The sequence below is a fragment of the Rhodanobacter sp. FW021-MT20 genome, from assembly GCF_041107475.1.
GTDB lineage: Bacteria > Pseudomonadota > Gammaproteobacteria > Xanthomonadales > Rhodanobacteraceae > Rhodanobacter_A > Rhodanobacter_A glycinis.
This window is the reverse complement of record NZ_JBGBPX010000026.1, coordinates 25,218-47,812: the sequence shown is the minus strand read 5'-3', so window position 1 is coordinate 47,812 and position 22,595 is coordinate 25,218. Positions and strand designations below refer to the sequence as shown.

Genomic DNA, 22,595 nt, shown 5'->3' with positions numbered 1-22,595 from the left:
AGCCACACAGTCACTGGATTCCGGCCTTCGCCGGAATGACGGGCAAAAACCGATTTCGGCATATGCCACCGCACGACAGGGGGTATTCGAAATTATTCCGGTCAGCAGTGAGCTTTCGCTGGAATGACGGTGAGGGAGGCGTGGCGGTGAGGGGGATGTGGCGGTGAGGGGGCGGGGAGAGATATTCAATCTCGGGCAATCGCAGGTTTTGAGATGGGCGGGCGGCAAGCTCTGTTCCACGTTTCCACGGGGCTTCCGCCATGCGCTCATCCGTCACGAATCACGATCGCCGCATCCACCTGCTCGCCATTGCCGTGCTGTGGCTGTTCGGCGGCGGCGTGTTGCTGCTCACCACGCTGGTACCCGCACATACGGCGCTGCTCGGCTGGGCGCCGCTGCTGTGGCTGCTGGGTGCGCCGCTGGCCTTGCTGCTGACACTGGAGCCGGCGTTGCCGTTGCATCTGCTGGCGCACTGGTCGCGCCGCCGCGGTCGGCACCTGCGGGCGGCCTGGCATTGATTTTCCGCGGCGCGGAGTCGTCCCGCGCTGCTTTCCCCTTCCATCTGGCAGTGGATTACGCGATCAGGACGATCGCGCCTGGAACCGTCGCTGCGGCGTCTCCCCCGTCGCCGCAGCGATCTTGCGAAGGAACGCCTGCCGACCCGGCTGCCACGGAAGCTGGCCGGGTCAGCGACCGATACCCAGCCGCTTGCGCTCCATCCGGCGCAGGAATTCCTGCATGATGCGGCGGTATAGATCCTCGCCCAGGTAGACGTCTTCCACGCCGGCGTCGATCGACGGGTTGTCGTTCACCTCGATCACCACCGGCTTGCCGTTGACCTGCTTCAGGTCCACGCCGTAGAGGCCGTCGCCCACCGCATTGGTGGCCTTCAGCGCCAGCTTCACCACTTCCGTCGGCGCATCGCGCACCGGGATGGTCTCGAAGCCGCCGGATTTGGCCGTGCCCTTGGCGCCGTGGTTGTAGATCTGCCAATGCCCGCGCGACATGTAGTACTTGCACGCGTACAGCGCCTCGCGGTTGAGTACGCCGATGCGCCAGTCGAACTCGGTGTAGACGAATTCCTGCGCCAGCAGCAGCGCGCTGTGCTGGAACAGGCTGCTGGCTGCCGCGGCCAATGCCGCCTCGTCTTCCACCTTCACCACGCCGCGCGAGAACGAGCCGTCGGGAATCTTCAGCACCAGCGGAAAGCCGAGCCGCTCGACCACCTCTTTCATGCCGCGGCTGTCGTCGCGGTAGAGGATTTCGGTGTGCGGCACCGCCAGCTTGCGCGAGACCATCAAATCGTTGAGGAAGATCTTGTTGGTACAGCGCAGGATCGAGGTGGGGTCGTCCATCACCACCATGCCTTCCTTTTCCGCGCGGTGGGCGAAGCGGTAGGTGTGGTTGTCGCTGGCGGTGGTCTCGCGGATGAACAGGCCGTCGTACTCGGCCAGGCGCTGGTAATCGTTCTTGCCGATCGGATCGACCTCGATGCCCAGCTCGCGTCCCGCCGCCACGAACGACTTCAACGCCTTGCGGTTGGACGGCGGCATCTGCTCGGCCGGGTCCACCAGCATCGCCAGGTCGTAGCGCGAGCGCTTGCGCACGCGCGGCTTGCGCCACAGCTTGCGCGAGAAACTGTCCAGCGCGGTGGCGAAGCCGTCTTCCTGGGCATCGTCCAGCGTGTGCAGGCCGACCGGCTTGATCGAGGCCACCTGCCACACCCGCTCGCGTTCGAACTCGATCCGCAGCAGCGGGCAGGGGAACATCTCGAACACCTGCCGCGCCAAGTCCTGCAACGCGGGGTAGGCGGTTTCGCCGAAGTACACCAGGGTGCCGAAGTCGGTGGTGTCGCGACCGCCAGCGGGCAGGAAGTGGGTGAGCTTCTGGTTGAGGTCGTCGATGTCCAGGCCGTACAGCGAACGCCGGCGCAAGTCGTTGATGGTGCGCACCGACGGCATCACCCGATGCCCGCGCGCCTCCGCCAGCAACGACACGTAATAACCGGTGCCCAGGTACTTGTAGCTGCGGCACAGGTTGATGACGTGGGTACGTTCGTCGTCGGCGCCCACCGGTTCGCGCAGGTAATCCATCGCGCTCACCACGTCGACGGATGGATAGTACGACCCCCAGTCGGAGGCTTTCTCGACAACAATGACGAGACGGGTCATGTCACCCTCATAAGGCGATGGAAGCCGTGCGGGGACACGACAATGTCGCGCAGTTTGTGCGCACCTCGGGCCGCATACAAGGGCAGGCACTGAAGCGGGACTAAATCCCCGCGCCACGCCGCGATTGCCGCTGCGGCGAACGGCGACTACAGTGCCGCGCACACCTCCCGCTTGTTGTCGTCGTCGCCCCAAGGAAACCGATGCCCCCACCGCCAGCCACCGCCGCGGTGCGCGTTCGCCGCGCCGAACTGTCCGACCTCGACGACCTGGTCGCGCTGGAACTGGCCACGTTCGCGAGCGACCGCCTCAGCCGCGCGCAGTATCGTCGCCACCTCGACAGCGACAGCGCCCTGGTGCTGGTGGCCAGCGCCAACCATCGCCACTTCCTCGGCACCGCCGTGGTGTTCTTCCGCAAGGGCAGCAAGGTGGCGCGGCTGTATTCCCTCGCCAGCAAGCCCGACGCGCGCGGCAAGGGCGTCGGCACCTCGCTGGTGGAAGCCGCCGAAGCCGCTGCACGCCGTCGCCGCTGCCATGCCCTGCGGCTGGAAGTGCGCACCGACAACCTGGCCGCGATCCGGCTGTACGAACGCCTGGGCTACCGCCGCAATCGCTTCCTCGACGGCTTCTACGAAGACGGCGGCAACGGCTGGCGCTATGAAAAGGCGCTGGGATAGGCGATTCCCGACGCGTGAAAGAACACTACTTCTCAAATACAGACCAGCTCAAGTGAGCAGAGCGAGGAGGCCGGCATGATCACGGGCATAAATCACGTCACCCTGGCCGTGAGCGATCTCGAGCGGTCGTTTTCGTTTTACACCGCGGTGATTGGATTGAGACCGGCGGCGAAATGGGCGCGCGGCGCCTATCTTCTGGCGGGCGAGGGCTGGATCTGCCTGTCGCTCGACGCGGAAACGCGCCACGGCCCGCAACCCGAATACACCCACCTGGCCTTTTCCGTGGATCGTGCGGCGTTCGATGATTGTGCCGAGGCCATCCGCTCCTGCAATGTCGTCCTGTGGAAGGAAAACCGCAGCGAAGGCGACTCGCTCTATTTCCTGGATCCGGACGGGCACAAGCTGGAAATCCATGCTGGCGATTTGCGCAGCCGGCTGGCCGCGCTCAGACAGCAGCCGTACGAAGGCCTCGAGCTGTACGACTAGGCAGGGGCCGTTGACACGGCTGGCACAACGAGCCGAAGCGGCTGTTTCCGCCTGCAGCGTCCATGCGACACCTCACTCGTCGTTGAAGGCCGCCGGCTCAGTGGCCCATCGGCTCGCCGAGTCGCTGCGCGGTGGCATCGTCCGGCCGCGCCACCAGCGCGCCGGTGCGCATCAGGTTCACGTTGTAGTGGCCGCGGTCGACCAGCGGCAGGTAGGCGCCGCTGCCGTACAGCGTGTCCACTTCGGGCAGCCAGCGCGGGTACTGCTTCTTCAGGGCGAGCAGGTCGAAGCTGCCGGCTTCGTCGAAATCGGTGACGGTGCGCGGTGCGTGCGCTTCCTGCGCGGCATCGTCGTAGCGGCCTTCCAGGCGATCAAGCCGGTACAGCGGCGGCACGCCAGCGAGCACGGCGGGCAGCTTCCACTTCAGTACCAGCGCCTCGATGCGGAAGTCGTCGCCATCGAGCAGCACTTGTCGCGTGCTGCCGTCGGGCCAGGTGAGCCGCAGCGACCAGCGCTGCGGCGACAGGATGCGTGCATCGATCTGCACCACCGGCAGTTCTTCGCCCAGGAAGCGATAGCCGCGCAGCGTGGCGCCGAGGCTGCCCAGCAGCAGGGCGACGACGAAGGCCACCAGCACCACCAGGGCATGGCCGCTCGCGGCGACATGCCGCCGCGCATTCAGGCGCTGACGCACGACAACCAGCTGCACCAGCGCCAGCAACAAGGCCAGCGCGGAAAGAATCCACAGCAAGGTGGTGGGCAGGCGCAGCAGTTCGTTCCAGTCCATCGGACCATCCCAGGTGATGACAGCCGCAAGGCTTTCGCCATGATAGCGGCGCCACCGGCTCGGGCGCGGCGATCCGCTCACGCTTGGCTATACTGCGGCCGTATTTCGCGGAAATTCCTGCCATGCGTCGATCGATCCTGCTGCTGCCGTTCTGCCTTGCCGCCGTCGCCCTTGCCGGTTGCGGCAACAAGGGTCCGTTGTACCTGCCCAAGCCGGTGGCGCCGACAGCCGCAGCGCCCGTGATCGCTCCCGCGGCCTCGACGTCAGCGCCCGCGCACGCCACCAGCGTGACGACAATGCCCGTCGATCACTGACCACCGGCCGCACCGCCATGACCTTGCACTTCACCAAGATGCACGGCATCGGCAACGATTTCGTGCTGCTGGACGGCCGCGATGGCCTGCTCGACCTGCCAACCGCCACGATCCGCGCCCTGGCCGACCGCCACACCGGCGTCGGCTTCGACCAGTTGCTGAGCGTGGAACCGCCACGCGATCCGTCCTGTGCGTTCTATTACGGCATCTGGAACGGCGACGGCTCGCCCTCCGGCCAGTGCGGCAACGGCGTGCGCTGCGTGGCCGCATGGCTGCATCGCGCTGGCGCGGTGGCGCTGGGCGAAACGCTGCGGGTGGAAAGCCCGTCCGGCGCGGTGACGGTGCGCCTGCTGGCCGCCGACCGCGTGGCGGTGGACATGGGCGAACCGCGCTTCGCGCCCGCCCAGGTGCCTTTCGAGGCCACGCAGGAAGCCGACCGCTACACCATCGACGTGGATGGCGACCGGTTGCAGATCGGCGCCGTGTCGATGGGCAACCCGCACGCGGTGGTGGTGGTGGACGACCTGCAAGCGCCCGCGTTGGCGCGGCTGGGCCCCGCACTCACCCGGCATCCGCGTTTCGCCGAAGGCGCCAACGCCGGCTTCGTGGAGCGGCTCGACCGCAGCCGCCTGCGCCTGCGCGTGCATGAACGCGGCGCCGGCTGGACCCAGGCCTGCGGCACCGGTGCCTGCGCCGCGATGGCCGTGCTGCGCCAGCGCGATGAAGTGAACGAGAGCGTGCAGGTCGCACTGCCCGGCGGCAACTTGCAGATCGACTGGCCCGGCCCCGGCCATACCTTGTGGATGACCGGCCCGGCGGCCTTCGTGTTCGAAGGCGAATGGCTGGAATCGACCCCGGCGGATTGAAGCGCGGGCCCGTCCATCGCACACTCGGGTCGGTGCCACCCACTGCCCAAGGATTCCGCGCATGACCGACCCCCTGCTCGACGACACCCTGAAAGCCAGCGATGTGGCTGCCTATCTGAAGCAGCATCCGCAGTTCCTCAGCCATTACCCGGAACTGGCCCGGCAGCTCACCATTCCGCGCGAACAGGGGGCGGTGGCCTCGCTGGCCAGCTACCAGCTGCACCATCTGCGCGAGAAGAACGCCGAGCTGGAACGCCGCCTGGCCGAACTCACCGCCATCGCCGCCGACAACGAAAAGCTGATGCAGCGCGTGCACGAACTCAACGTCACCATGCTGCGCGCGAATACGCCGGCGGTGGCCGCGCGCAGCGTGATCACCCGGCTCGACGCCGACTTCCACGTCGAACAGGTGCGCCTGCTGCTGTTCGGCAACCATCTCGACCTGCCGCCGGCGGACTGGCTGAGCGTGATCGACGGCGGCCGCAATGCATTACCGGAGTTCGCCGATTTCCTGGCCCACCACGAGCCGATCACCGGCCGGCTCACCCCCGAACGATTGCAGCTGCTGTTCGGCGAACATGCCCGCGAGATCCACTCCGCCGCGGTCATGCCGCTGGGCGAACTGGGCATGCTGGCGCTGGGCAGCGCCAACGCCGACCACTTCCAGCCCGGCATGGGCACGCTGTTCCTGAAGATGATCGCCGCCACCGTCACCGCCGCCTTGATGCGCGCCGAAGACGGCGCCTGAGATGACCGCCGCGCCGCGCACGCAGGTCGAGGCGTGGCTGGCCCGCCTGGCCGGCGAGCGCCAGGCGTCGCCGCACACCGTGGCCGGTTACCGGCGCGACCTGGACAAGCTGCTGCGCTGGATGGAAGCGCAGGACCTGACCGGCTTCGATACGCTGCAACCATCCCAGCTGCGCAGTTTCATCGCTGCCGAACACCGCGCCGGACTGGCGCCGAAAAGCCTGCAGCGGCTGTTGTCCTCCTGTCGCAGCCTGTTCCGCCAGCTCAGCCGCGAGGGCCTGCTGGACCACGATCCCGCCGCCGGCGTACGCGGCCCCAAGGTGCGCCGCAAGCTGCCCGAGGTGCTGGACGTGGACGAGGCCGCGGCGCTGGTCGAAGGCAGCGGCGAAGGTGCGCTGGCCGTGCGCGACCGCGCGATGCTGGAACTGTTCTATTCCAGCGGCCTGCGTTTGTCCGAGCTCACCGGCCTGCGTTGGGGCGACCTCAACCTCGACGAGGGCGAAGTCCGCGTGCTCGGCAAGGGCCGCAAGACGCGGCTGGTGCCGGTGGGCCGCTACGCCGTCACCGCATTGCGGATGCTGGGCGCCGCCGAGGGCAGCGCGCCGGAAAGCCCGGTGTTCCGCGGTCGCCACGGCGCACCGATCAGCCCGCGCACGGTACAGGCGCGGATGAAGACGCTGGCGCTGCAGCACGGCTTCACCAAGCACGTGCACCCGCACCTGCTGCGCCACACCTTCGCCAGCCACATGCTGGAATCCTCCGGCGACCTGCGCGCCGTGCAGGAACTGCTCGGCCATGCCGACATCGCCACCACCCAGATCTATACGCACCTGGATTTCCAGCATCTGGCCAAGGTGTATGACGCGGCGCATCCGCGGGCCAAGCGAGGAGCCAAGAGCGAGGAGTGAAGATGGAGGAGTGAGGAGTGAGAGAAAAGCAAGCCGACCCTGCTTTCTCTCGCTCCTCACTCCTCTTCACTCGCTTCCTGGCCGCGTGTTGAAGCCTCGGCAAGCCGACCCCATCTGGTTCGTTCAACCTTGGAGCTTTTATGGAATCCTTCCACGCCACCACCATCGTCAGCGTGCGCCGCAACGGCAAGGTCGTGATCGGCGGCGACGGCCAGGTCACGTTGGGCAACATCGTGGCGAAGGCCAACGCGCGCAAGATCCGCCGGCTGGGCAAGAACGCCGACGTGCTGGCCGGTTTCGCCGGCGCCACTGCCGACGCCTTCACCCTGTTCGAACTGTTCGAGCAGAAGCTGGACAAGTACGGCAACAACCTCACCCGCGCCGCGGTGGAGATGGCCAAGGAGTGGCGCACCGATCGCCGCCTCGGCCGCCTCGAGGCCATGCTGGCGGTGGCCGACAAGGAGGCCTCGCTGCTGATCTCCGGCAACGGCGACGTACTGGAACCCGAGCACGGCCTGATCGCCATCGGTTCCGGCGGCCCGTACGCGCAGTCCGCCGCACTGGCGCTGATGGAGAGCACCGAGCTGGATGCCAGGGCCATCGTCGAGCGCGCGCTGAAGATCGCCGGTGACATCTGCATCTACACCAACCACAACACGTCGATCGAAGAGCTGTAGGCGCTGCTCAGTTTTTGCGATCGTCCCTGATCGCGAAGATCAAACGGGCGGCCATCCATGGCCGCACTTCTCACCAAAAGCCGCATCCTGGCGTTGCAGCTTTTCCACACACTGACGCAAACATGTCCGAACTCACTCCCCGCGAAATCGTCAACGAACTCGACCGCTACATCATCGGCCAGCACGACGCCAAGCGCGCCGTGGCCGTAGCGCTGCGCAGCCGCTGGCGGCGCATGCAGCTGGCGCCGGAAATGCGCAACGAGATCACGCCGAAGAACATCCTGATGATCGGGCCCACCGGCGTGGGCAAGACCGAGATCGCGCGCCGCCTGGCCAGCCTGGCCAATGCGCCGTTCGTGAAGGTGGAAGCCACCAAGTTCACCGAGGTGGGCTACGTGGGCAAGGACGTGGAATCGATCATCCGCGACCTGGTCGACGGCGCCTACAAGCTGACCCGCGAGCAGGCCATCAAGCGCGTGCGCACCCAGGCGGAAGACCGCGCCGAGGACCGCATCCTCGATGCGCTGCTGCCGCGCCGGCAGAGCGAGCCGACCGACTGGAGCCACGATGCCACCCCGGCGCCGTCGATCGAGAGCGACACCCGCCAGAAGCTGCGCAAGCAGCTGCGCGAGGGCACGCTGGACGAGCGCGAGATCGAGCTGGACTTCGCCATGAACGTGGGCGTGGACATCGTCTCGCCGCCGGGCATGGAGGAGATGGGCGCGCAGTTGCGCCAGATGTTCCAGAACATCGGCGGCGCCAAGACGCAGCAGCGGAAGCTGGCGATCAAGGCCGCCCGCCCGCTGCTGATCGACGAGGAAGCCGGCAAGCTGCTCAATGACGAGGAGATCCGCGCCCAGGCGGTGGAAGCGGCGGAGCAGAACGGCATCGTCTTCATCGACGAGATCGACAAGGTGGCCCAGCGCAGCGATTACGGCCATTCCGGGGTCAGCCGCGAGGGCGTGCAACGCGACCTGCTGCCGCTGGTGGAAGGCTCCACCGTGTCGACCAAGTACGGCCCGATCAAGACCGACCACATGCTGTTCATCGCCTCCGGCGCGTTCTCGCTGGCCAAGCCGTCGGACCTGATCCCGGAGCTGCAGGGGCGCTTGCCGATTCGCGTCGAGCTGTCGGCACTGTCGGTGGACGACTTCAAGCGCATCCTGCGCGAGCCGCACAACGCGCTGACCAAGCAGTACGTCGCCTTGCTGGGCACCGAGGGCGTCACCGTCGAATTCACCGACTCCGGCGTCGACCGGCTGGCCGAGGTGGCGTTCCAGGTGAACGAGCGCACCGAGAACATCGGCGCCCGCCGCCTGCACACGGTGATGGAACGGCTGCTGGAGAAGATTTCCTACGAAGCAGCAGACAAATCCGGCGAAAAATACATGATCGACGCCGAACATGTAGACAAAAGTCTTGGATCGCTGGTCCAGAACGAAGATCTGAGCCGCTACATCCTGTAAACAAGCCGGCCGGCCCGGTCTGGTAAAATGGGCGCCATGGGCACTGTTATCGAACTGAAAACCACCGGTCAGCGGGCGCAACTGCGTGAAGCGCAGCAAAGCCAGCAGCTGGTGCGGTTGTGGCGCGAAGACTTGGAACACGGCAGCTTCTGCGGCTACGTGGGCGGCGTCGGCCGCGAATTCCTGTTGCTGTGGGTGGTGGGCGATACCCTCACCTACGACGGCATGTACGTGATGCGGCACCGCGACATCACCGAACTGGAAGCACCCGACAAGCACCACGAATTCATGGAAAAGGCGCTGCGGCTGAAGCAGTTGATCCCGCACATGCCGCCCAGCTTCCCGCTCGATTCGATCCGTGACGTGGTGCAGGCCGCCGGCCTGTTGTCGCCGGTGATCGGCGTGCACGTGGACAGCGAGGAAGAGGCCGAGGTCTGCTACATCGGCCGGCTGGTCGGCGTGGAAGAGGACGGCTTCACCATGCAGGAAGTCAGCCCGGACGCCGAATGGCTGCGCGAAGCCTCGTACTTCGCCTGGGACGAGGTCTCCACCATCAGCATCGAGGATGGCTACGCCCAATCCCTGCTTGCGGTCGCCGGCAACCCGCCGCCGCTGACCCAGGGCGACTCGGGCGTGGGGCACGCCAACTAGGGAAAGTCTGATCAATCGATCTTCTGCTCGTCATTCCTGCTAAAGCAGGAATCCAGCGTCTTTGCTTTCAATGGCCTATAGACACTGGATCCCAGCTTTCGCTGGGATGACGAGCAAAATCAGAGCATCCCTAGAGTTATCCGCCGCAACGCGCACCGCTTTCGCGCGTAAGAAGCCATACAACTCGCCGTCACCACGTTGGCGATACCGCTGTGCACAACCCCTCCTCACGCTCTCCGCTCTCCCGTTGTAGGAGCCCGCTCGCGGGCGATGCTGTTGCTCTGGCACTCCACCGCCGGACGGCAAGACAGAAGCATCGCCCGTGAACGGGCTCCTACACGCGATTTCCACGGACAGCCCCGCACGCATTCACCCGGATTTTCCGGCCGGTGCCGTTCAATCGGAACCTTGCCCCGTTGGTGGAGAGCTTGCATGGCCCGGAAGAAAGTCGCGGACATCATCGTCGAAACGCTGCAGCAAGCCGGCGTGAAGCGCTGCTACGGCATCGCCGGCGACACACTCAACCACATCACCGACGCGGTCCGTCGCAGCGAGATCGAATGGATCCACATGCGCCACGAGGAAGCCGGCGCGATGGCGGCCGGTGGCGACGCCTTGCTCAGCGGCGAACTGGCCGCCTGTGCCGGTGCCTGCGGGCCGGGCAGCCTGCACTTCATCAACGGCCTGTTCGAGGCGCACCGCAATCGCGCGCCAGTGGTTCTCATCGCCACCCAGATCGCCACCAGCGAACTGGGCATGGACTTCCCGCAGGAAGTCGACCTGGAAACCATCTACAAGACCTGCAGCCATTTCTGCCAACCCATCCACTCACCGGCGCAGGCGCGCCGCGTGACCGCGCTGGCCGCGCAGACGGCGCTGAACAGGCATGGCGTGGCGGTAATCATCGTCTCCGGTGACATGGCGAACATGGAGGTGGACGAAGGCCTGCCGTTCAGCGTGCATCGCCCGCAGCCGGTCCTGCGCCCGTCCGACGCGGAACTGGACGCCGTCGCCGAACGGCTCAACGCCGGCAAGCGCGTGGTGCTGTATTGCGGCTCCGGCTGCGAAGGCGCGGAGCGCGAGGTAGTAGCACTGGCCGACAAGTTGAAGGCGCCGGTGGCGCACACCTCGCGCGCCAAGGATTTCATCGAGCCGGACAACCCGTACAACATGGGCATGACCGGCATCATCGGCGTGGAGTCCGGCTTCCGCGCCATCGACGCCTGCGACACCTTGCTGCTGCTGGGTGCGGATTTCGCCTGGAGCCAGTTCTATCCGAACGAGGCCACCCTGATCCAGGTGGACAACGACGCCACCCACCTGGGCCGTCGCCACCCGGTCGATCTCGGCGTGGTCGGCGACATCAAGGCCACCCTCGACGCGCTGCTGCCGCGGCTGCAGGCGCGCGAGGACCACGCCTTCCTGCGCAACAGCCTGAAACATCGCGAGCACACCCTGAAACAGCTCGCCGAACAGGAACAGCCGGGCAAGGACGGCCTGATCCATCCGCAATACCTCACCCATCTCATCGACCTGCACGCCAGCGAGGATGCCGCCTTCACCGCCGACGGCGGCAGCCCGATGGTGTGGCTGCTGCGCCACATCCACAGCAACGGCAAGCGACGCACGCTGACCAGCCTGGTGCATGGCACGATGGCCAATGCGATGCCCTCGGCACTCGGCATCCAGAAAGCGTTTCCACAACGCCAGGTGATCGCGCTGTGCGGTGACGGCGGCATCGCCATGCTGCTCGGCGACCTGCTCACCGCGATCCAGGAAAAGCTGCCGGTCAAACTGGTGGTCTACGACAACAGCTCGCTCGGCTTCGTCGAGATGGAGCAGAAGGTGGACGGCCTGCTCGACAGCTATACCGACCTGCTCAACCCCGACTTCGCCAAGGTCGCCGAGGCCGTCGGCTTCCATGCGCGCCGGGTGGAGCAGGCTGATGAACTGGAAGACGCCGTGCGCGAGCTGCTGGCGCAACCCGGTCCCGCGCTGCTCGACGTCAAGGTCAACCGCTACGAACTGGTGATGCCGCCGAAGATCGAGCCGGGACAAGTGCTGCACACTGCACTGTATTCGGCCAAGGCCGTGCTGGCCGGGCGCGGCGGCGACGTGGAAAAACTGCTGCGCAGCAACTTCGAGGATTGATCGCAGCCGCGGGGTTTTCTTCCTCTCCCCGGAGGGGAGAAGGAGAAGGGTGGAGTTACTTCTTCGCCGCCCCCTGCCCGAACAACACCCGCTTCGCTTCCGCGTCGTTCGCCAGATCCAGTTTGTCCTTGATCGTGTCGCCCACCGCGTAGGCCCGCTGCGTGGCCGGCCGTTCGCGAATGCGCTCGAACCAGGCCTTGAGCTGCGGGAAGTCGGCCAGGTCCATGCCCTGCGCCTCATGCGAAACAATCCACGGATAAGCCGCCATGTCGGCGATGCTGTAGTCGTTGTCGACAATGAAATCACGGCCGTCCAGACGGCCGTTCAGCACGCCATACAAACGCCGCGTCTCGTTGACGTAGCGATCGATCGCGTAGGGGATCTTCTCCGGCGCGTAGCGGCTGAAGTGATGGTTCTGGCCCAGCATCGGGCCAAGCCCGCCTACTTGCCAGAACAACCATTCCTGCACCTCGACCCGACGTCGCAAGTCGGTAGGCAAGAAGCGGCCGGTCTTTTCCGCCAGATACTGCAGGATCGCACCGGACTCGAACACGCTGATCGGCGCGCCGCCATCGGCCGGCTCGGTATCCACGATCGCCGGCATGCGGTTGTTCGGCGAGATGGCGAGAAAGGCCGGCGCAAACTGCTCGCCGCGGCCGATGTTCACCGGTTTGATGGCGTAGGGCAGGCCGGTTTCCTCGAGGAACAGGGTGATCTTGTGGCCATTCGGCGTAGGCCAGTAATGCAATTCGATCATGGGAGAACTCCAGCGCGGGGAAACTTCAAACTCGGGGCCATGCTGGCGCTTTCAAGGTAAACAGCAAGCGATGATGGTGCGCCGATCGGATCGGCGCATCCGCTCGCATCGGCCATCAACGATGGATCAGCGCGCCGCGCGAGTGCTCGAACCGCCTGCAGATTTGCCACGTCCGTCGGCGCAGCGTTTACTCTCTGGGTCGAAAGCATTCCAACATCGCTCCAGAGGGAAACGCATGACCCGTATCGTCGTCGTCGGCAGCATCAACATGGACCTGGTCACCGTGGCGACGCGCTTTCCCGCGCCCGGCGAAACCTTGCTTGGCGAACGCTTTCTCACCGTGCACGGCGGCAAGGGCGCCAACCAGGCCGTGGCGGCGGCGCGACTCGGCGCGGAAGTGAGTCTGATCGGTGCGCTGGGCGACGACGCCTTCGGCGCGCAGATGCACGAGGGCCTGCGCGATGAAGGCGTGGACGTGTCCCATGTGATGCGGCTGGACGATTGCGCCAGCGGCACCGCCTCGATCAGCGTGGCCGACGGCGAAAACCAGATCGTGGTGGTACCCGCCGCCAATGCGCGCGTCACGCCCGCACACGTGGAAGCCGCCCGCGAGCTCATCGCCCATGCCGATGCGGTGCTGGTGCAGATGGAAATCCCGCTCGATGCCGTGGAAGCCACGCTGCGCCTGGGTCATCGCCTCGGCGTGCCGGTGATCTTGAACCCGGCTCCCGCGCAAAAGTTGCCCGTCGACTGGCTCAAGCTGGCGCGCTACGTCACGCCCAACCAGCTCGAACTGGCGACCCTGCTTGGCGCCGACCCGGCCGAGGATTTTCGCCAGCTGATGCAACGCGCCCCTTGCCCGGTGGTGCTCACCCGCGGCGCCGAAGGCGCGTGGTACCGCGAGCAGGGCGAACCGGCGCATCAATCCAGCTTCAAGGTCGATGTGGTCGACAGCACCGGCGCCGGCGACACGTTCAACGCCGCGCTGGCCGTGTTCCTGCACGAAGGCCTGCCCGAGGCGGTGCGCAAGGCCTGCGCCGCCGCCGCGTTGTCGGTGTCGAAGCTGGGCGCGCAGGGCGGCATGCCCGCACTGACCGAGGTAAATGCCCTGCTGGCGCAGCAAGCAAGCTGATCACATCGGCAGGGTCGCTGCGCTGTACTGCAACCTCCAGGGCCGATCAAATCATACCGTTCAACCCAGGCGATCATCCGCCAGGTGGTAATGCGGGTCTTCCATCACGTTGACCTCGATCATGTCGCGCGCCCGGTGCAGCAATTCGCGGCAGTCCTCGCTGAGGTGGCGCAGATGCAGGTGCTTGCCGAGTTGCTGGTAGCGGCCGGCCAAGGCATCGATGGCCTCGATCGCGGAATGATCCATGACGCGGGCGTCGCGGAATTCGATGATGACGTCGGCGGGATCATCGCGCGGGGTAAACAACTCGGCGAACTGCGCGGCCGATGCAAAGAACAGCGCGCCACGCAAGGCATAGACGCGACGGCCGTCTTTGTCATCACGCACGTCCACGCGAATCTGCTTCGCGTGCTGCCACGCGAACACCAGCGCGGAGATGACCACGCCCGCGACAACGGCGATCGCCAGGTCGGTGAAAACGGTCACCACCGTCACCGTGACGACGACCAGCGCATCCGCGCGCGGCACCTTGCCGAACACGCGCACACTGCCCCATTCGAAAGTCTTCTCCGACACCACGAACATCACGCCGACGAGTGCGGCCAGCGGAATGCGTTCGATCAGGCCGGAGGCGAACAGGATGAAGCACAACAACGCGATGCCGGCCACGATGCCGGATAAACGTCGGGTGGCGCCGGCATTCACGTTGATCATGCTCTGCCCGATCATCGCGCAGCCGCCCATGCTGGAGAACAAACCGCTGACCACGTTGGCGATGCCCTGCGCCACGCATTCGCGATTCGGCTGGCCGCGCGTTTCGGTCATGTCGTCGATCAGGTTCAGCGTCAGCAGCGATTCGGTCAGGCCGATGATCGAGAGGATCAGCGCATAGGGGAACACGATTTTCAGGGTCGCCAGATTCCACGGAACATCCGCGATATGGAACGGCGGCAAGCCACCCTTGATCGAGGCCAAGTCGCCCACGGTGCGCGTATGGATGCCGGCCACTTGCGTCAGCAACGCCACGATGATGATCGCCGCCAGCGCCGACGGTACGGCGCGCGTCAGGCGCGGCAACAGGTAGATGATGGCCATGCTCAGTGCCACCAGACCCAGCATCACGAACATCGCCAAGCCGTGCAGCCACTGCAGCGATCCATCCGCACCCACCTGTTTGAAGTGATGCAACTGGGCCATGAAGATCACGATGGCCAGGCCGTTCACGAAACCGAGCATCACCGGGTGCGGCACCATGCGGATGAACTTGCCGAACTTGAACAGGCCGAACGCGACCTGCAGCAGCCCCAGCACCACCACTGTGGCGAACAGATATTCGACGCCGTGCTGTGCCACCAGCGCCACCATCACCACCGCCATCGAACCGGTCGCGCCTGAAATCATGCCGGGGCGTCCGCCCAGCATCGCCGTGATCAGGCACATGATGAATGCGGCGTACAAACCGGTCAGCGGATTGACGTGGGCCACGAGGGCAAAGGCAATCGCCTCGGGCACCAGCGCCAGCGCGACAGTGAGCCCCGACAGGATGTTGTTCTTGGTTTCGGCAAGCGATGACGGCACGGGGAATTCTCGGGACAAGTCAGCCTGCCCGCGCATCGACGTGAGGGCAGAACCTGAAGGGAGGGAGCACACGCGTGTGCAAGGGCGCCGAAACGGGGACGGCATGAATGACGCTCGAAACAGGCCCGGTGCGCAGAGCCGCGACCGGTGCAGTACCGATCTTTCATCAAGCGCAGAGCCTCTATTGTTGCATAGCAGCACACATCGAGCACGCTGCCTCGCGCTTCGTCAGGGCCGAACAGCGCGAATATCGCCATGCATGGCTGTTCCCCGGTACGACAAGCACTACCCACGCGTCTACCGAGAATGGTTTCTACGACCTATTTGCCGATGCAGAACGAGCCGAAGATGGCGCCGAGCAGATCGTCGCTGGTGTAGCTGCCGGTGATTTCGCCCAGCGCGTGTTGGGCATGGTGCAGTTCCTCGGCGGCGAGTTCGCCGGCACGACTGGTGGCGAGGATGCGGGCGGTGTGATCGAGGTGCGTGCCGACCTGTTCCAGTGCCAGTACATGGCGGCGGCGTGCGCTGAAGGCGCCTTCGCCGCCGCCGGCTCCGGCCAGTTGGCGCAGTCGGTCGCGCAGGGTGTCGAGGCCGGCACCAGTTTTCGCGGAAGCCCACAGGCAGGCGATGCCGTCACGGATTTCCGCGCGTGGGGTGGTCTGCCCGAGGTCGATCTTGTTGATCAACACCATGCGTTCGACGCCGGCGGGCAGCACATCGAAGAACGCCAGATCCGCGTCAGCATCGGCCTCGGTGGTGACCAGCAACGCCACGTCGGCGCGCTGCAGTTCGCCATGGGCGCGGCGTACGCCTTCGCGTTCAACTTCGTCGTCGGTCTCGCGCAGGCCGGCGGTGTCGGCCAGTTCCAGCGCGATGCCGTCGAGGCTGAGGCTTTCGCGCAACACGTCGCGGGTGGTGCCGGCGACGGGGGTGACGATGGCGCGGTCGCTGCCGGCCAGTGCATTGAGCAGGCTGGACTTGCCGGCGTTGGGGCGGCCCACGATGGCCACCTTGAGGCCATCGTTCAAACGCACGCCGCGGCGGGCCTCGCGCAGCAGTTCGCGCAAGTCGGCGCACAGATTTTCGAGTTGTGTGGTGATCGCGGGATCGGCGAGGAAATCGATCTCTTCCTCGGGGAAGTCGATCGCGGCTTCGATGTGCACGCGTAGCGCGATCAGCGCCTGCAGCAAGACCTCGACCTTGCGCGAGAACACGCCTTCCATCGATTGCAGCGCAGCGCGCGCTCCGGCCTGCGAGCGCGCCGCGATGAGATCGGCGACGGCTTCGGCCTGGGCCAGGTCGAGCTTGCCGTTCAAGAACGCGCGTTCGGTGAATTCGCCGGGCCGCGCCAGTCGCGCGCCGAGTTCGCACACGCGGCGCAGCAACGCATCGAGCAACACCGCGCTGCCATGGCCCTGCAACTCCAGCACGTGTTCGCCGGTGTACGAGGCCGGAGCAGGGAAGTGCAGCAACAGACCCTGATCGATGGTTTCACCGGCAGCGTCGCGGAAGCTGACGAAATGCGCGTACCGCGGCCGCGGCGCACGGCCGAGCAGGGCCTGCGCGATCAGCGGCACGCTCGGTCCGGACACGCGCACCACGCCCACACCGGCGGCGCCGGGGGCACTGGCGATGGCGGCGATGGTGTCGGTGGGCTGGCTCATGCGGGAAGCGTAAACGAAGACGGCCGCGCAGGTGGCCCGACGCGACCGCTCCATCGAAGGGAACCTCGAAAAACTTCGTCATTCCGGCGAAAGCCGGAATCCAGTGACTTCAAGCCGTTGAAAAGCAAAGGCACTGGATTCCAGCTTTCGCTGGAATGACGTATCCAGCAGGATTATTCGAGATTCCCTGAATTGAGAAGTGCGGCCAGGAACGGCCGCCCGTTTGATCGTCGCGATCAGGGATGATCGCAAAAGCAACGCATCAGGCGGTCTTGGCCTTGGTGTCCATCGCGTCGTAACGCTTCGTGACCCACCACTGCTGGCCCAGGCGGCACAAGCCGTTGACCACGTAGTACAGACACAGGCCGGCCGGGAAGAACAGGAAGATCACGGCGAAGATCACCGGCATGAACTTCATCATCTTCGCCTGCGTCGGATCCATGCCGGTGGCGGCCGGCATCAGCAGCTGCTGGATCAGCATGGTGGCGGCGTAGATGATGGGCAGCACGAAGTACGGATCGGCGGCGGACAGATCGTGGATCCAGCCGAAGAACGGCGCCTGGCGCAGTTCCACGCTGTCACGCAGCACGTAGTACAGGCCGTAGAAGATCGGAATGGTGATCAGCATCGGCAGGCAGCCGGCGACCGGGTTGATCTTCTCCTTCTTGTACAGCTCCATGGTGGCCTGCTGCATCTTCTGCTTGTCGTCGCCGTAACGCTCCTTCAAGGCGTCCATGCGCGGCTTGAGCTTGCGCATCTTGGCGGCGGAGGCGTACTGCGCGTTGGTCAGCTTGTAGGTGGCCAGGTTGATCAGCAGCACCAGCAGGATGATCGACACGCCCCAGTTGCCGGTGAGCTTGTCCAGCTTGGCCAGCACCCAGTGCAGCGGCACGGCGAAGATCTTCAACATGCCGTAGTCGATGGTGAGCTGGAAGCCGGGTGCGGTGGCGCCGAGCACGTCGGGCAGCTTGGGACCGACGTACAGACGCGCGCTGGTATCGCCCTGCTTGCCCGGTGCCACGCTGATCTGCGGACCGACGCTGCGGATCAGGTAGCGCGAGGTGTTGCCGACATTCACCACGGCGGTGGAGAACGTGTCCGTTTCGCCGGCCTTGGGGATCCACGCGCCGACGAAATACTGCTGCATCATCGCCACCCAGCCACCAGTCGCGCTGGCGTGCAGCGGCTCCTTGGCGAACTTGTCGAAGGCCAGCTTGTTGAACTTGTGCTCGGGGCTGTACCAGGCGGCGCCGAAAAAGCCGTAGTGCGACTGGTCGGAAATGCGTGCCAGGAAATTGCTGTAGTGCGGAGCCGGCGGCTCGACGCGCTGCAGCTGGCGATAGGCATTGCCATTCCATGCCTTGGCGCTGCCGTTGTCGATCTGCTGATCCAGATCCACCACGTAGCTGCCGCGATGCAGGGTGTAGCGCTTGACCACCTTGAGGCCCGACGGATCGGTCCAGGTCAGGTCGACCACCAGCACATCCTTGCCGGGTGCCAGCGTGTAGCTGGTCTGTGCGGCCTGGAACAGCGCGCGGTGATCGGGGGCCGGGCCGTCGGCACTGACCAGGCCATCCTGCGCGGCGAAGTAGTGGCTGGGGGTTTCGTCCAGCAAGCGGATCGGCGCCGGGTCCGGATTCTTCTTGGTGCGCGGCGTGACCGGGTAATCGAGCAGCTCCGAACGCACGATGCTGCCGCCGCGGGTATCCACGGTCAGGCGCAGCACGTCGGTGCTGATGGTGACCTGCTGCGACGGCGCGACCTTGGCCGGGGCATTGGCGATCGCCGGTGCGGCGCCCGGCGCCGGGCTCGTCGCACCGGGCACCGCGGCACTGCCGCTGGCCGTCGGCACGCTGACGCTGTCACTGCTGGCCGGCGCGGCGGCACTGGCCGAGCTGGCCACGGCGGGCGCCGGCGGGTGCGGACCGTAGTCCTTTTCCCAGGCCATGAACAGGAAGTAGGCCACCGCCAGCAAGGCAAACAGGAGGAACGTGCGCGTCTGGTTCATCGCGGAGCAGATCCGATCGTGGGTGCCGCGACAACAGGCCGCGGAAGATGGGAAGAAAGAGTCAACACGCCATTGTGGCGGCGTCGCCGGGCGGCTTCAACGCCGGAAGCTTGCGCCACAGTGCATCGATCTCGGCCAGCAAGTCCGGCCCCGGCAGGCCGGCGGCCTGCTCGCGCGCCATCACCAGCAGGTCCATCGGCGGCAATTGGTGGCGCACGCGGCGGAAGGATTCACGCAGCAGGCGCTTGATGCGGTTGCGCTCGACGGCGCGCTTGGACACGCGTTTGGAAATGGCCAGGCCCAAGCGGGCCTCACCCAATCCATTCGGACGATAGCGCACAGCAAAGCAGCGACCGCCGAGGCGGCCGCTGCTTTGTCGCATGGCGGCAAAATCTGCGGCGCGGCGAAGCCGCGCTTCGCGCGGCAGGCCGGCGGCACGCATGAAATGCAGGCCGCTTACGGGATCAGGCGCTTGCGGCCCTTGGCGCGACGGGCATTGAGGATCTTGCGACCGTCGGCGGTGGCCATGCGGGCACGGAAGCCGTGGGTGCGAGCGCGCTTGAGCTTGCTGGGCTGGAAGGTCCGCTTCATGGCGTACTCCGGGTTCGATACGGTGAAAAAGGTTTGCGAGTATGCCGGGCCGGCCGTATCAGTGTCAAACAAACCGTGCCGGCGGCTGTGGACAGGCTTGTGGACAGTTGTGTGGATATTCCATCCGGAAGCACTCCCCGTCCTGCTAGACTTCGCCGTCCACCTGGCGCACAAGCGCCCCCTGCCGTGGTTGGACGATTATTCATGAGTGATTTGTGGCGACGCTGTCTGGAGCGCCTGGAAGGCGAATTGAACGCCGAGGACCTGCATACCTGGCTGATGCCGCTGCAGGCCCGTGAAGACGAGACCGGCCTGCAGTTGTACGCGCCCAACTCCTACACCCTGGACACGGTGCGCGAACGCTATCTCGCACGCATCGAGACCGTGCTGAGCCAGCTCACCGGACAGCCGCAATCGGTGCGACTGGACGTGGGGTCCAGCGCGCGGCCATTGCCGCCCAAGGCCGCCGCGCCCTCGCGTGCCACGGTGAGCGCGCCCGCGGCCGCGCCGTTCGCGCACAACCTGGACCCGCATTACACCTTCGAAACCTTTGTCGAAGGCAAGTCCAACCAGCTCGGCAAGGCCGCCGCGATGCAGGTGGCGCAGAACCCCGGCCGCGCCTACAACCCGCTGCTGCTGTACGGCGGCACCGGCTTGGGCAAGACCCACCTGATGCATGCCGCCGGCAACCTGATGCGCGAGCACAAGCCCGACTGCAAGGTGATGTACCTGCGCTCGGAGCAGTTCGTCGGCTCGATGATCGAGGCCTTGCGCACCAAGAACATGGACGAGTTCAAGCGCCGCTTCCGCTCGGTGGACGCGCTGCTGATCGACGACATTCAGTTCTTCGCCGGCAAGGACACCACGCAGGAAGAGTTCTTCCACACCTTCAACGCGCTGTTCGAATCCAAGCAGCAGATCATCCTCACCTGCGACCGCTATCCGAAGGAAGTGGACAAGCTGGAACCGCGCCTGAAGTCGCGGCTGGGCTGGGGGCTGTCGGTGGCGATCGAGCCGCCGGACTTCGAGACGCGCGCGGCGATCCTGCTGTCCAAGGCGCACGACAAGGGCGTGGATGTGAGCGAGGACGTGGCGATGCTGCTGGCCAAGCGCATCCGCTCCAACGTGCGCGACCTGGAAGGCGCGCTCAACACGCTGGCGGCGCGCGCCAACTTCTATGGCAAGCCGATCACCACCGCGTTCGCCGAGGAAACCCTGCGCGACCTGCTGGCCACGCACGCCCAGGCGGTGACGATCCCGAACATCCAGAAGATCACTGCCGACTACTTCAACGTGCGCCTGCAGGAGCTGCTGTCCAAGCGCCGCGTGCGTTCGCTGGCACGGCCGCGGCAGATCGCGATGGCGCTGTCCAAGGAACTGACCGACCACAGCCTGCCGGAAATCGGCGAGGCCTTCGGTGGCCGCGACCACACCACGGTGCTGCATGCCTGCCGCACGATCCGCAAGTTCTGCGAGACCGATCCGCGCATGCGACAGGACTGGGAACAGCTGATCCGCATCCTCACCGGTTGATCCGCGGCAGACCGGCAGGCGATTTCCGGTGCGGTTGGGCATAAAGCCTTGAACCAAACCGGGGTAAGCTGTGGATAATAGGTGGATGGATCGAGCCGCAAATTTATCCACAAACCGCGCACAAGATCCAAGGCCTTTGAGACACAGCTTGTTTTTCGTCTAATCTATTGAAAAACAACGAGAAAATTTGAAATTCGAGTTATCCACGGCACCAACAGCAACAACAAATACTTCTTTTAAAGAACAGAACAGCAGTGTAGGGGACGCGCATATCATGCAATTCAGCATCCAACGAGAAGTTCTGCTCAAGCCGCTCCAGCAAGTCGTGGGTGTGGTCGAGCGTCGCCAAACCCTGCCCGTGCTGGCCAACCTGCTGGTTCGGGTCGTTGACGGTCGGCTGTCGCTGACGGGTACCGACCTGGAAGTGGAGATGGTGGCCTCCACTGAAGCCGAAAAGCTGGAAGACGGCGACATCACCATTCCGGCACGCAAGCTGTTCGACATCGTGCGCGCCTTGCCTGATGGCGCGCGTATCGACATGAAGCTCAATGGCGATCGCGTGGCGCTGAGCGCCGGACGCAGCCGCTTTACCCTGGCCACGCTGCCCGCCAGCGAATTCCCGACCATCGACGAGATCGAACTGGTCGAGAAGGTTTCGCTGCCGGAAGAAGTGCTGCGCGAACTGATGGAGCGCACCGCCTTCGCCATGGCCAACCAGGATGTGCGCTACTACCTCAACGGCATGTTGCTGGATCTGCAGGAACACACCTTGCGCTGCGTGGCCACCGACGGCCACCGTCTCGCATTGAAGGAAACCCGGCTGGACAGCAAGGTTTCCTCGCGGCGCCAGATCATCATTCCGCGCAAGGGCGTCAACGAGCTGGTCGGTTTGTTCGAAACCGGTGACGGCATGGTCGAACTGGAATTCGGCCGCAATCACCTGCGCGTTCGCCGTGGCGACGTGGTGTTTACCTCGAAACTGATCGACGGTCGTTTCCCGGATTACGAGGCGGTGATTCCGTTGGGTGCCGACAAGCACGCCACGCTGGATCGCGAAGTGCTGCGCGGTGCCCTGCAGCGCGCGGCGATCCTGTCCAACGAGAAATACCGCGGCGTGAAGCTCGAACTGTCGCCGGGCAAGCTGAGACTCGTGGCGCACAATCCCGAGCAGGAAGAAGCCGTGGAAGAGGTGGAAGCCGACACCGTGGTTTCCGACCTTTCGGTGGGTTTCAACGTCGGCTACCTGTTGGACGCACTGGCCGCGTTGCGTGGCGACAAGGCACGCCTCAGCCTGCGCGATGCGCAGTCCAGCTGCCTGGTGCAGGAAGACGACAACGAAGAATCCCGCCATGTGATCATGCCGCTGCGGCTCTGACCTGCACGTGCCTGATCCTCGGCTAGCGCCGTCAGCGCAACGCCGGAACCGTCCTCGGT

General features: G+C 65.4%; 22 protein-coding genes. 14 read left to right on the top strand and 8 right to left on the bottom strand.

Features of this window, described 5'->3' with window-relative positions; all coding sequences use genetic code 11:
• Positions 1-260 precede the first annotated feature (260 nt).
• Positions 261-518 (top strand): hypothetical protein, encoded by a 258-nt coding sequence (locus AB7849_RS18385; RefSeq protein ID WP_008207801.1) that lies wholly within the window; start codon positions 261-263, stop codon positions 516-518.
• A gap of 168 nt (positions 519-686) precedes the next feature.
• On the opposite strand, the gene AB7849_RS18380 is transcribed toward AB7849_RS18385, so the two are convergent.
• Complete coding sequence (locus AB7849_RS18380; protein WP_008207796.1) at positions 687-2,171, bottom strand: RimK family alpha-L-glutamate ligase; 1,485 nt, start codon at positions 2,169-2,171, stop codon at positions 687-689.
• A gap of 200 nt (positions 2,172-2,371) precedes the next feature.
• On the opposite strand from AB7849_RS18380, the gene AB7849_RS18375 reads away from it, so the two are divergent.
• Both AB7849_RS18375 and AB7849_RS18370 read left to right on the top strand, forming a co-directional pair.
• On the top strand, positions 2,372-2,845 hold the full coding sequence (locus tag AB7849_RS18375) for a GNAT family N-acetyltransferase (RefSeq protein ID WP_008210006.1): 474 nt from the start codon (positions 2,372-2,374) through the stop codon (positions 2,843-2,845).
• A gap of 75 nt (positions 2,846-2,920) precedes the next feature.
• Positions 2,921-3,331: a fosfomycin resistance glutathione transferase gene (locus tag AB7849_RS18370; RefSeq protein WP_369501503.1), complete on the top strand. Its 411-nt coding sequence runs from the start codon at positions 2,921-2,923 to the stop codon at positions 3,329-3,331.
• A gap of 97 nt (positions 3,332-3,428) precedes the next feature.
• Here the strand turns inward: AB7849_RS18370 and AB7849_RS18365 are convergent, their stop codons facing one another.
• Positions 3,429-4,118: a hypothetical protein gene (locus AB7849_RS18365; protein ID WP_008207789.1), complete on the bottom strand. Its 690-nt coding sequence runs from the start codon at positions 4,116-4,118 to the stop codon at positions 3,429-3,431.
• Between the two features lie 122 nt (positions 4,119-4,240).
• Between AB7849_RS18365 and lptM the strand changes: the two genes are divergently transcribed.
• From lptM to AB7849_RS18325, 8 genes are all read left to right on the top strand, one after another.
• On the top strand, positions 4,241-4,432 hold the full coding sequence (gene lptM, locus AB7849_RS18360; protein WP_008207786.1) for an LPS translocon maturation chaperone LptM: 192 nt from the start codon (positions 4,241-4,243) through the stop codon (positions 4,430-4,432).
• Positions 4,433-4,449: 17 nt separating this feature from the next.
• Positions 4,450-5,298, top strand: a complete 849-nt coding sequence (gene dapF, locus AB7849_RS18355; RefSeq protein ID WP_369501502.1) for a diaminopimelate epimerase — start codon at positions 4,450-4,452, stop codon at positions 5,296-5,298.
• Positions 5,299-5,359: 61 nt separating this feature from the next.
• Positions 5,360-6,046, top strand: a complete 687-nt coding sequence (locus AB7849_RS18350; protein WP_008209369.1) for a DUF484 family protein — start codon at positions 5,360-5,362, stop codon at positions 6,044-6,046.
• 1 nt (position 6,047) lies between these two features.
• Positions 6,048-6,953 (top strand): tyrosine recombinase XerC, encoded by a 906-nt coding sequence (gene xerC / locus AB7849_RS18345; protein ID WP_369501501.1) that lies wholly within the window; start codon positions 6,048-6,050, stop codon positions 6,951-6,953.
• A 140-nt stretch (positions 6,954-7,093) separates the two neighbouring features.
• On the top strand, positions 7,094-7,630 hold the full coding sequence (hslV, locus tag AB7849_RS18340; protein ID WP_008211131.1) for an ATP-dependent protease subunit HslV: 537 nt from the start codon (positions 7,094-7,096) through the stop codon (positions 7,628-7,630).
• 122 nt (positions 7,631-7,752) lie between these two features.
• Positions 7,753-9,096: an ATP-dependent protease ATPase subunit HslU gene (gene hslU, locus AB7849_RS18335; RefSeq protein WP_008211128.1), complete on the top strand. Its 1,344-nt coding sequence runs from the start codon at positions 7,753-7,755 to the stop codon at positions 9,094-9,096.
• A gap of 36 nt (positions 9,097-9,132) precedes the next feature.
• On the top strand, positions 9,133-9,747 hold the full coding sequence (locus tag AB7849_RS18330; RefSeq protein ID WP_037099657.1) for a hypothetical protein: 615 nt from the start codon (positions 9,133-9,135) through the stop codon (positions 9,745-9,747).
• A 432-nt stretch (positions 9,748-10,179) separates the two neighbouring features.
• Complete coding sequence (locus AB7849_RS18325; RefSeq protein ID WP_008211123.1) at positions 10,180-11,898, top strand: ubiquinone-dependent pyruvate dehydrogenase; 1,719 nt, start codon at positions 10,180-10,182, stop codon at positions 11,896-11,898.
• A 55-nt stretch (positions 11,899-11,953) separates the two neighbouring features.
• Here AB7849_RS18325 and AB7849_RS18320 read toward each other — a convergent pair whose 3' ends face one another.
• The gene (locus AB7849_RS18320) at positions 11,954-12,655 is read right to left on the bottom strand and encodes a glutathione binding-like protein (protein WP_008211121.1); all 702 of its coding nucleotides are present in this window, start codon (positions 12,653-12,655) and stop codon (positions 11,954-11,956) included.
• A 235-nt stretch (positions 12,656-12,890) separates the two neighbouring features.
• On the opposite strand from AB7849_RS18320, the gene rbsK reads away from it, so the two are divergent.
• Positions 12,891-13,787 carry a ribokinase gene (gene rbsK, locus AB7849_RS18315; RefSeq protein ID WP_008211119.1) on the top strand — a complete coding sequence of 299 codons (897 nt, stop codon included), beginning with the start codon at positions 12,891-12,893 and terminating at the stop codon, positions 13,785-13,787.
• 60 nt (positions 13,788-13,847) lie between these two features.
• Here rbsK and AB7849_RS18310 read toward each other — a convergent pair whose 3' ends face one another.
• The 5 genes from AB7849_RS18310 to rpmH all read right to left on the bottom strand — a co-directional run bounded on the left by AB7849_RS18310 (position 13,848) and on the right by rpmH (position 19,628).
• Complete coding sequence (locus AB7849_RS18310) at positions 13,848-15,365, bottom strand: SulP family inorganic anion transporter (RefSeq protein ID WP_008211117.1); 1,518 nt, start codon at positions 15,363-15,365, stop codon at positions 13,848-13,850.
• A gap of 320 nt (positions 15,366-15,685) precedes the next feature.
• Entirely contained in the window at positions 15,686-17,029 is a 1,344-nt protein-coding gene (mnmE, locus tag AB7849_RS18305) for a tRNA uridine-5-carboxymethylaminomethyl(34) synthesis GTPase MnmE (RefSeq protein ID WP_369501500.1), read from the bottom strand.
• Between the two features lie 262 nt (positions 17,030-17,291).
• Positions 17,292-19,037, bottom strand: coding sequence for a membrane protein insertase YidC (gene yidC, locus AB7849_RS18300; protein ID WP_092705277.1), 1,746 nt, complete (start codon positions 19,035-19,037; stop codon positions 17,292-17,294).
• A gap of 61 nt (positions 19,038-19,098) precedes the next feature.
• Positions 19,099-19,479: a ribonuclease P protein component gene (gene rnpA, locus AB7849_RS18295; RefSeq protein ID WP_008211412.1), complete on the bottom strand. Its 381-nt coding sequence runs from the start codon at positions 19,477-19,479 to the stop codon at positions 19,099-19,101.
• 14 nt (positions 19,480-19,493) lie between these two features.
• Complete coding sequence (gene rpmH / locus AB7849_RS18290; RefSeq protein WP_008211413.1) at positions 19,494-19,628, bottom strand: 50S ribosomal protein L34; 135 nt, start codon at positions 19,626-19,628, stop codon at positions 19,494-19,496.
• Between the two features lie 204 nt (positions 19,629-19,832).
• On the opposite strand from rpmH, the gene dnaA reads away from it, so the two are divergent.
• On the top strand, positions 19,833-21,161 hold the full coding sequence (gene dnaA, locus AB7849_RS18285) for a chromosomal replication initiator protein DnaA (protein ID WP_369501499.1): 1,329 nt from the start codon (positions 19,833-19,835) through the stop codon (positions 21,159-21,161).
• A 274-nt stretch (positions 21,162-21,435) separates the two neighbouring features.
• Positions 21,436-22,536: a DNA polymerase III subunit beta gene (dnaN, locus tag AB7849_RS18280; protein WP_008211803.1), complete on the top strand. Its 1,101-nt coding sequence runs from the start codon at positions 21,436-21,438 to the stop codon at positions 22,534-22,536.
• Positions 22,537-22,595: the final 59 nt, after the last annotated feature.

What these genes read in the sequence shown, in the direction of transcription:
- rbsK (WP_008211119.1), top strand. Translation starts at nt 12,891, where the DNA reads ATGACCCGTATCGTCGTCGTCGGCAGCATCAACATGGACCTGGTCACC.
- AB7849_RS18370 (WP_369501503.1), top strand. Translation starts at nt 2,921, where the DNA reads ATGATCACGGGCATAAATCACGTCACCCTGGCCGTGAGCGATCTCGAG.
- yidC (WP_092705277.1), bottom strand. Translation starts at nt 19,037, where the DNA reads ATGAACCAGACGCGCACGTTCCTCCTGTTTGCCTTGCTGGCGGTGGCC.
- dapF (WP_369501502.1), top strand. Translation starts at nt 4,450, where the DNA reads ATGACCTTGCACTTCACCAAGATGCACGGCATCGGCAACGATTTCGTG.
- lptM (WP_008207786.1), top strand. Translation starts at nt 4,241, where the DNA reads ATGCGTCGATCGATCCTGCTGCTGCCGTTCTGCCTTGCCGCCGTCGCC.
- AB7849_RS18365 (WP_008207789.1), bottom strand. Translation starts at nt 4,118, where the DNA reads ATGGACTGGAACGAACTGCTGCGCCTGCCCACCACCTTGCTGTGGATT.
- AB7849_RS18330 (WP_037099657.1), top strand. Translation starts at nt 9,133, where the DNA reads ATGGGCACTGTTATCGAACTGAAAACCACCGGTCAGCGGGCGCAACTG.
- dnaA (WP_369501499.1), top strand. Translation starts at nt 19,833, where the DNA reads ATGAGTGATTTGTGGCGACGCTGTCTGGAGCGCCTGGAAGGCGAATTG.
- AB7849_RS18385 (WP_008207801.1), top strand. Translation starts at nt 261, where the DNA reads ATGCGCTCATCCGTCACGAATCACGATCGCCGCATCCACCTGCTCGCC.
- AB7849_RS18375 (WP_008210006.1), top strand. Translation starts at nt 2,372, where the DNA reads ATGCCCCCACCGCCAGCCACCGCCGCGGTGCGCGTTCGCCGCGCCGAA.
- rpmH (WP_008211413.1), bottom strand. Translation starts at nt 19,628, where the DNA reads ATGAAGCGGACCTTCCAGCCCAGCAAGCTCAAGCGCGCTCGCACCCAC.
- rnpA (WP_008211412.1), bottom strand. Translation starts at nt 19,479, where the DNA reads ATGCGTGCCGCCGGCCTGCCGCGCGAAGCGCGGCTTCGCCGCGCCGCA.
- mnmE (WP_369501500.1), bottom strand. Translation starts at nt 17,029, where the DNA reads ATGAGCCAGCCCACCGACACCATCGCCGCCATCGCCAGTGCCCCCGGC.
- AB7849_RS18320 (WP_008211121.1), bottom strand. Translation starts at nt 12,655, where the DNA reads ATGATCGAATTGCATTACTGGCCTACGCCGAATGGCCACAAGATCACC.
- AB7849_RS18350 (WP_008209369.1), top strand. Translation starts at nt 5,360, where the DNA reads ATGACCGACCCCCTGCTCGACGACACCCTGAAAGCCAGCGATGTGGCT.
- xerC (WP_369501501.1), top strand. Translation starts at nt 6,048, where the DNA reads ATGACCGCCGCGCCGCGCACGCAGGTCGAGGCGTGGCTGGCCCGCCTG.
- hslV (WP_008211131.1), top strand. Translation starts at nt 7,094, where the DNA reads ATGGAATCCTTCCACGCCACCACCATCGTCAGCGTGCGCCGCAACGGC.
- dnaN (WP_008211803.1), top strand. Translation starts at nt 21,436, where the DNA reads ATGCAATTCAGCATCCAACGAGAAGTTCTGCTCAAGCCGCTCCAGCAA.
- hslU (WP_008211128.1), top strand. Translation starts at nt 7,753, where the DNA reads ATGTCCGAACTCACTCCCCGCGAAATCGTCAACGAACTCGACCGCTAC.
- AB7849_RS18380 (WP_008207796.1), bottom strand. Translation starts at nt 2,171, where the DNA reads ATGACCCGTCTCGTCATTGTTGTCGAGAAAGCCTCCGACTGGGGGTCG.
- AB7849_RS18325 (WP_008211123.1), top strand. Translation starts at nt 10,180, where the DNA reads ATGGCCCGGAAGAAAGTCGCGGACATCATCGTCGAAACGCTGCAGCAA.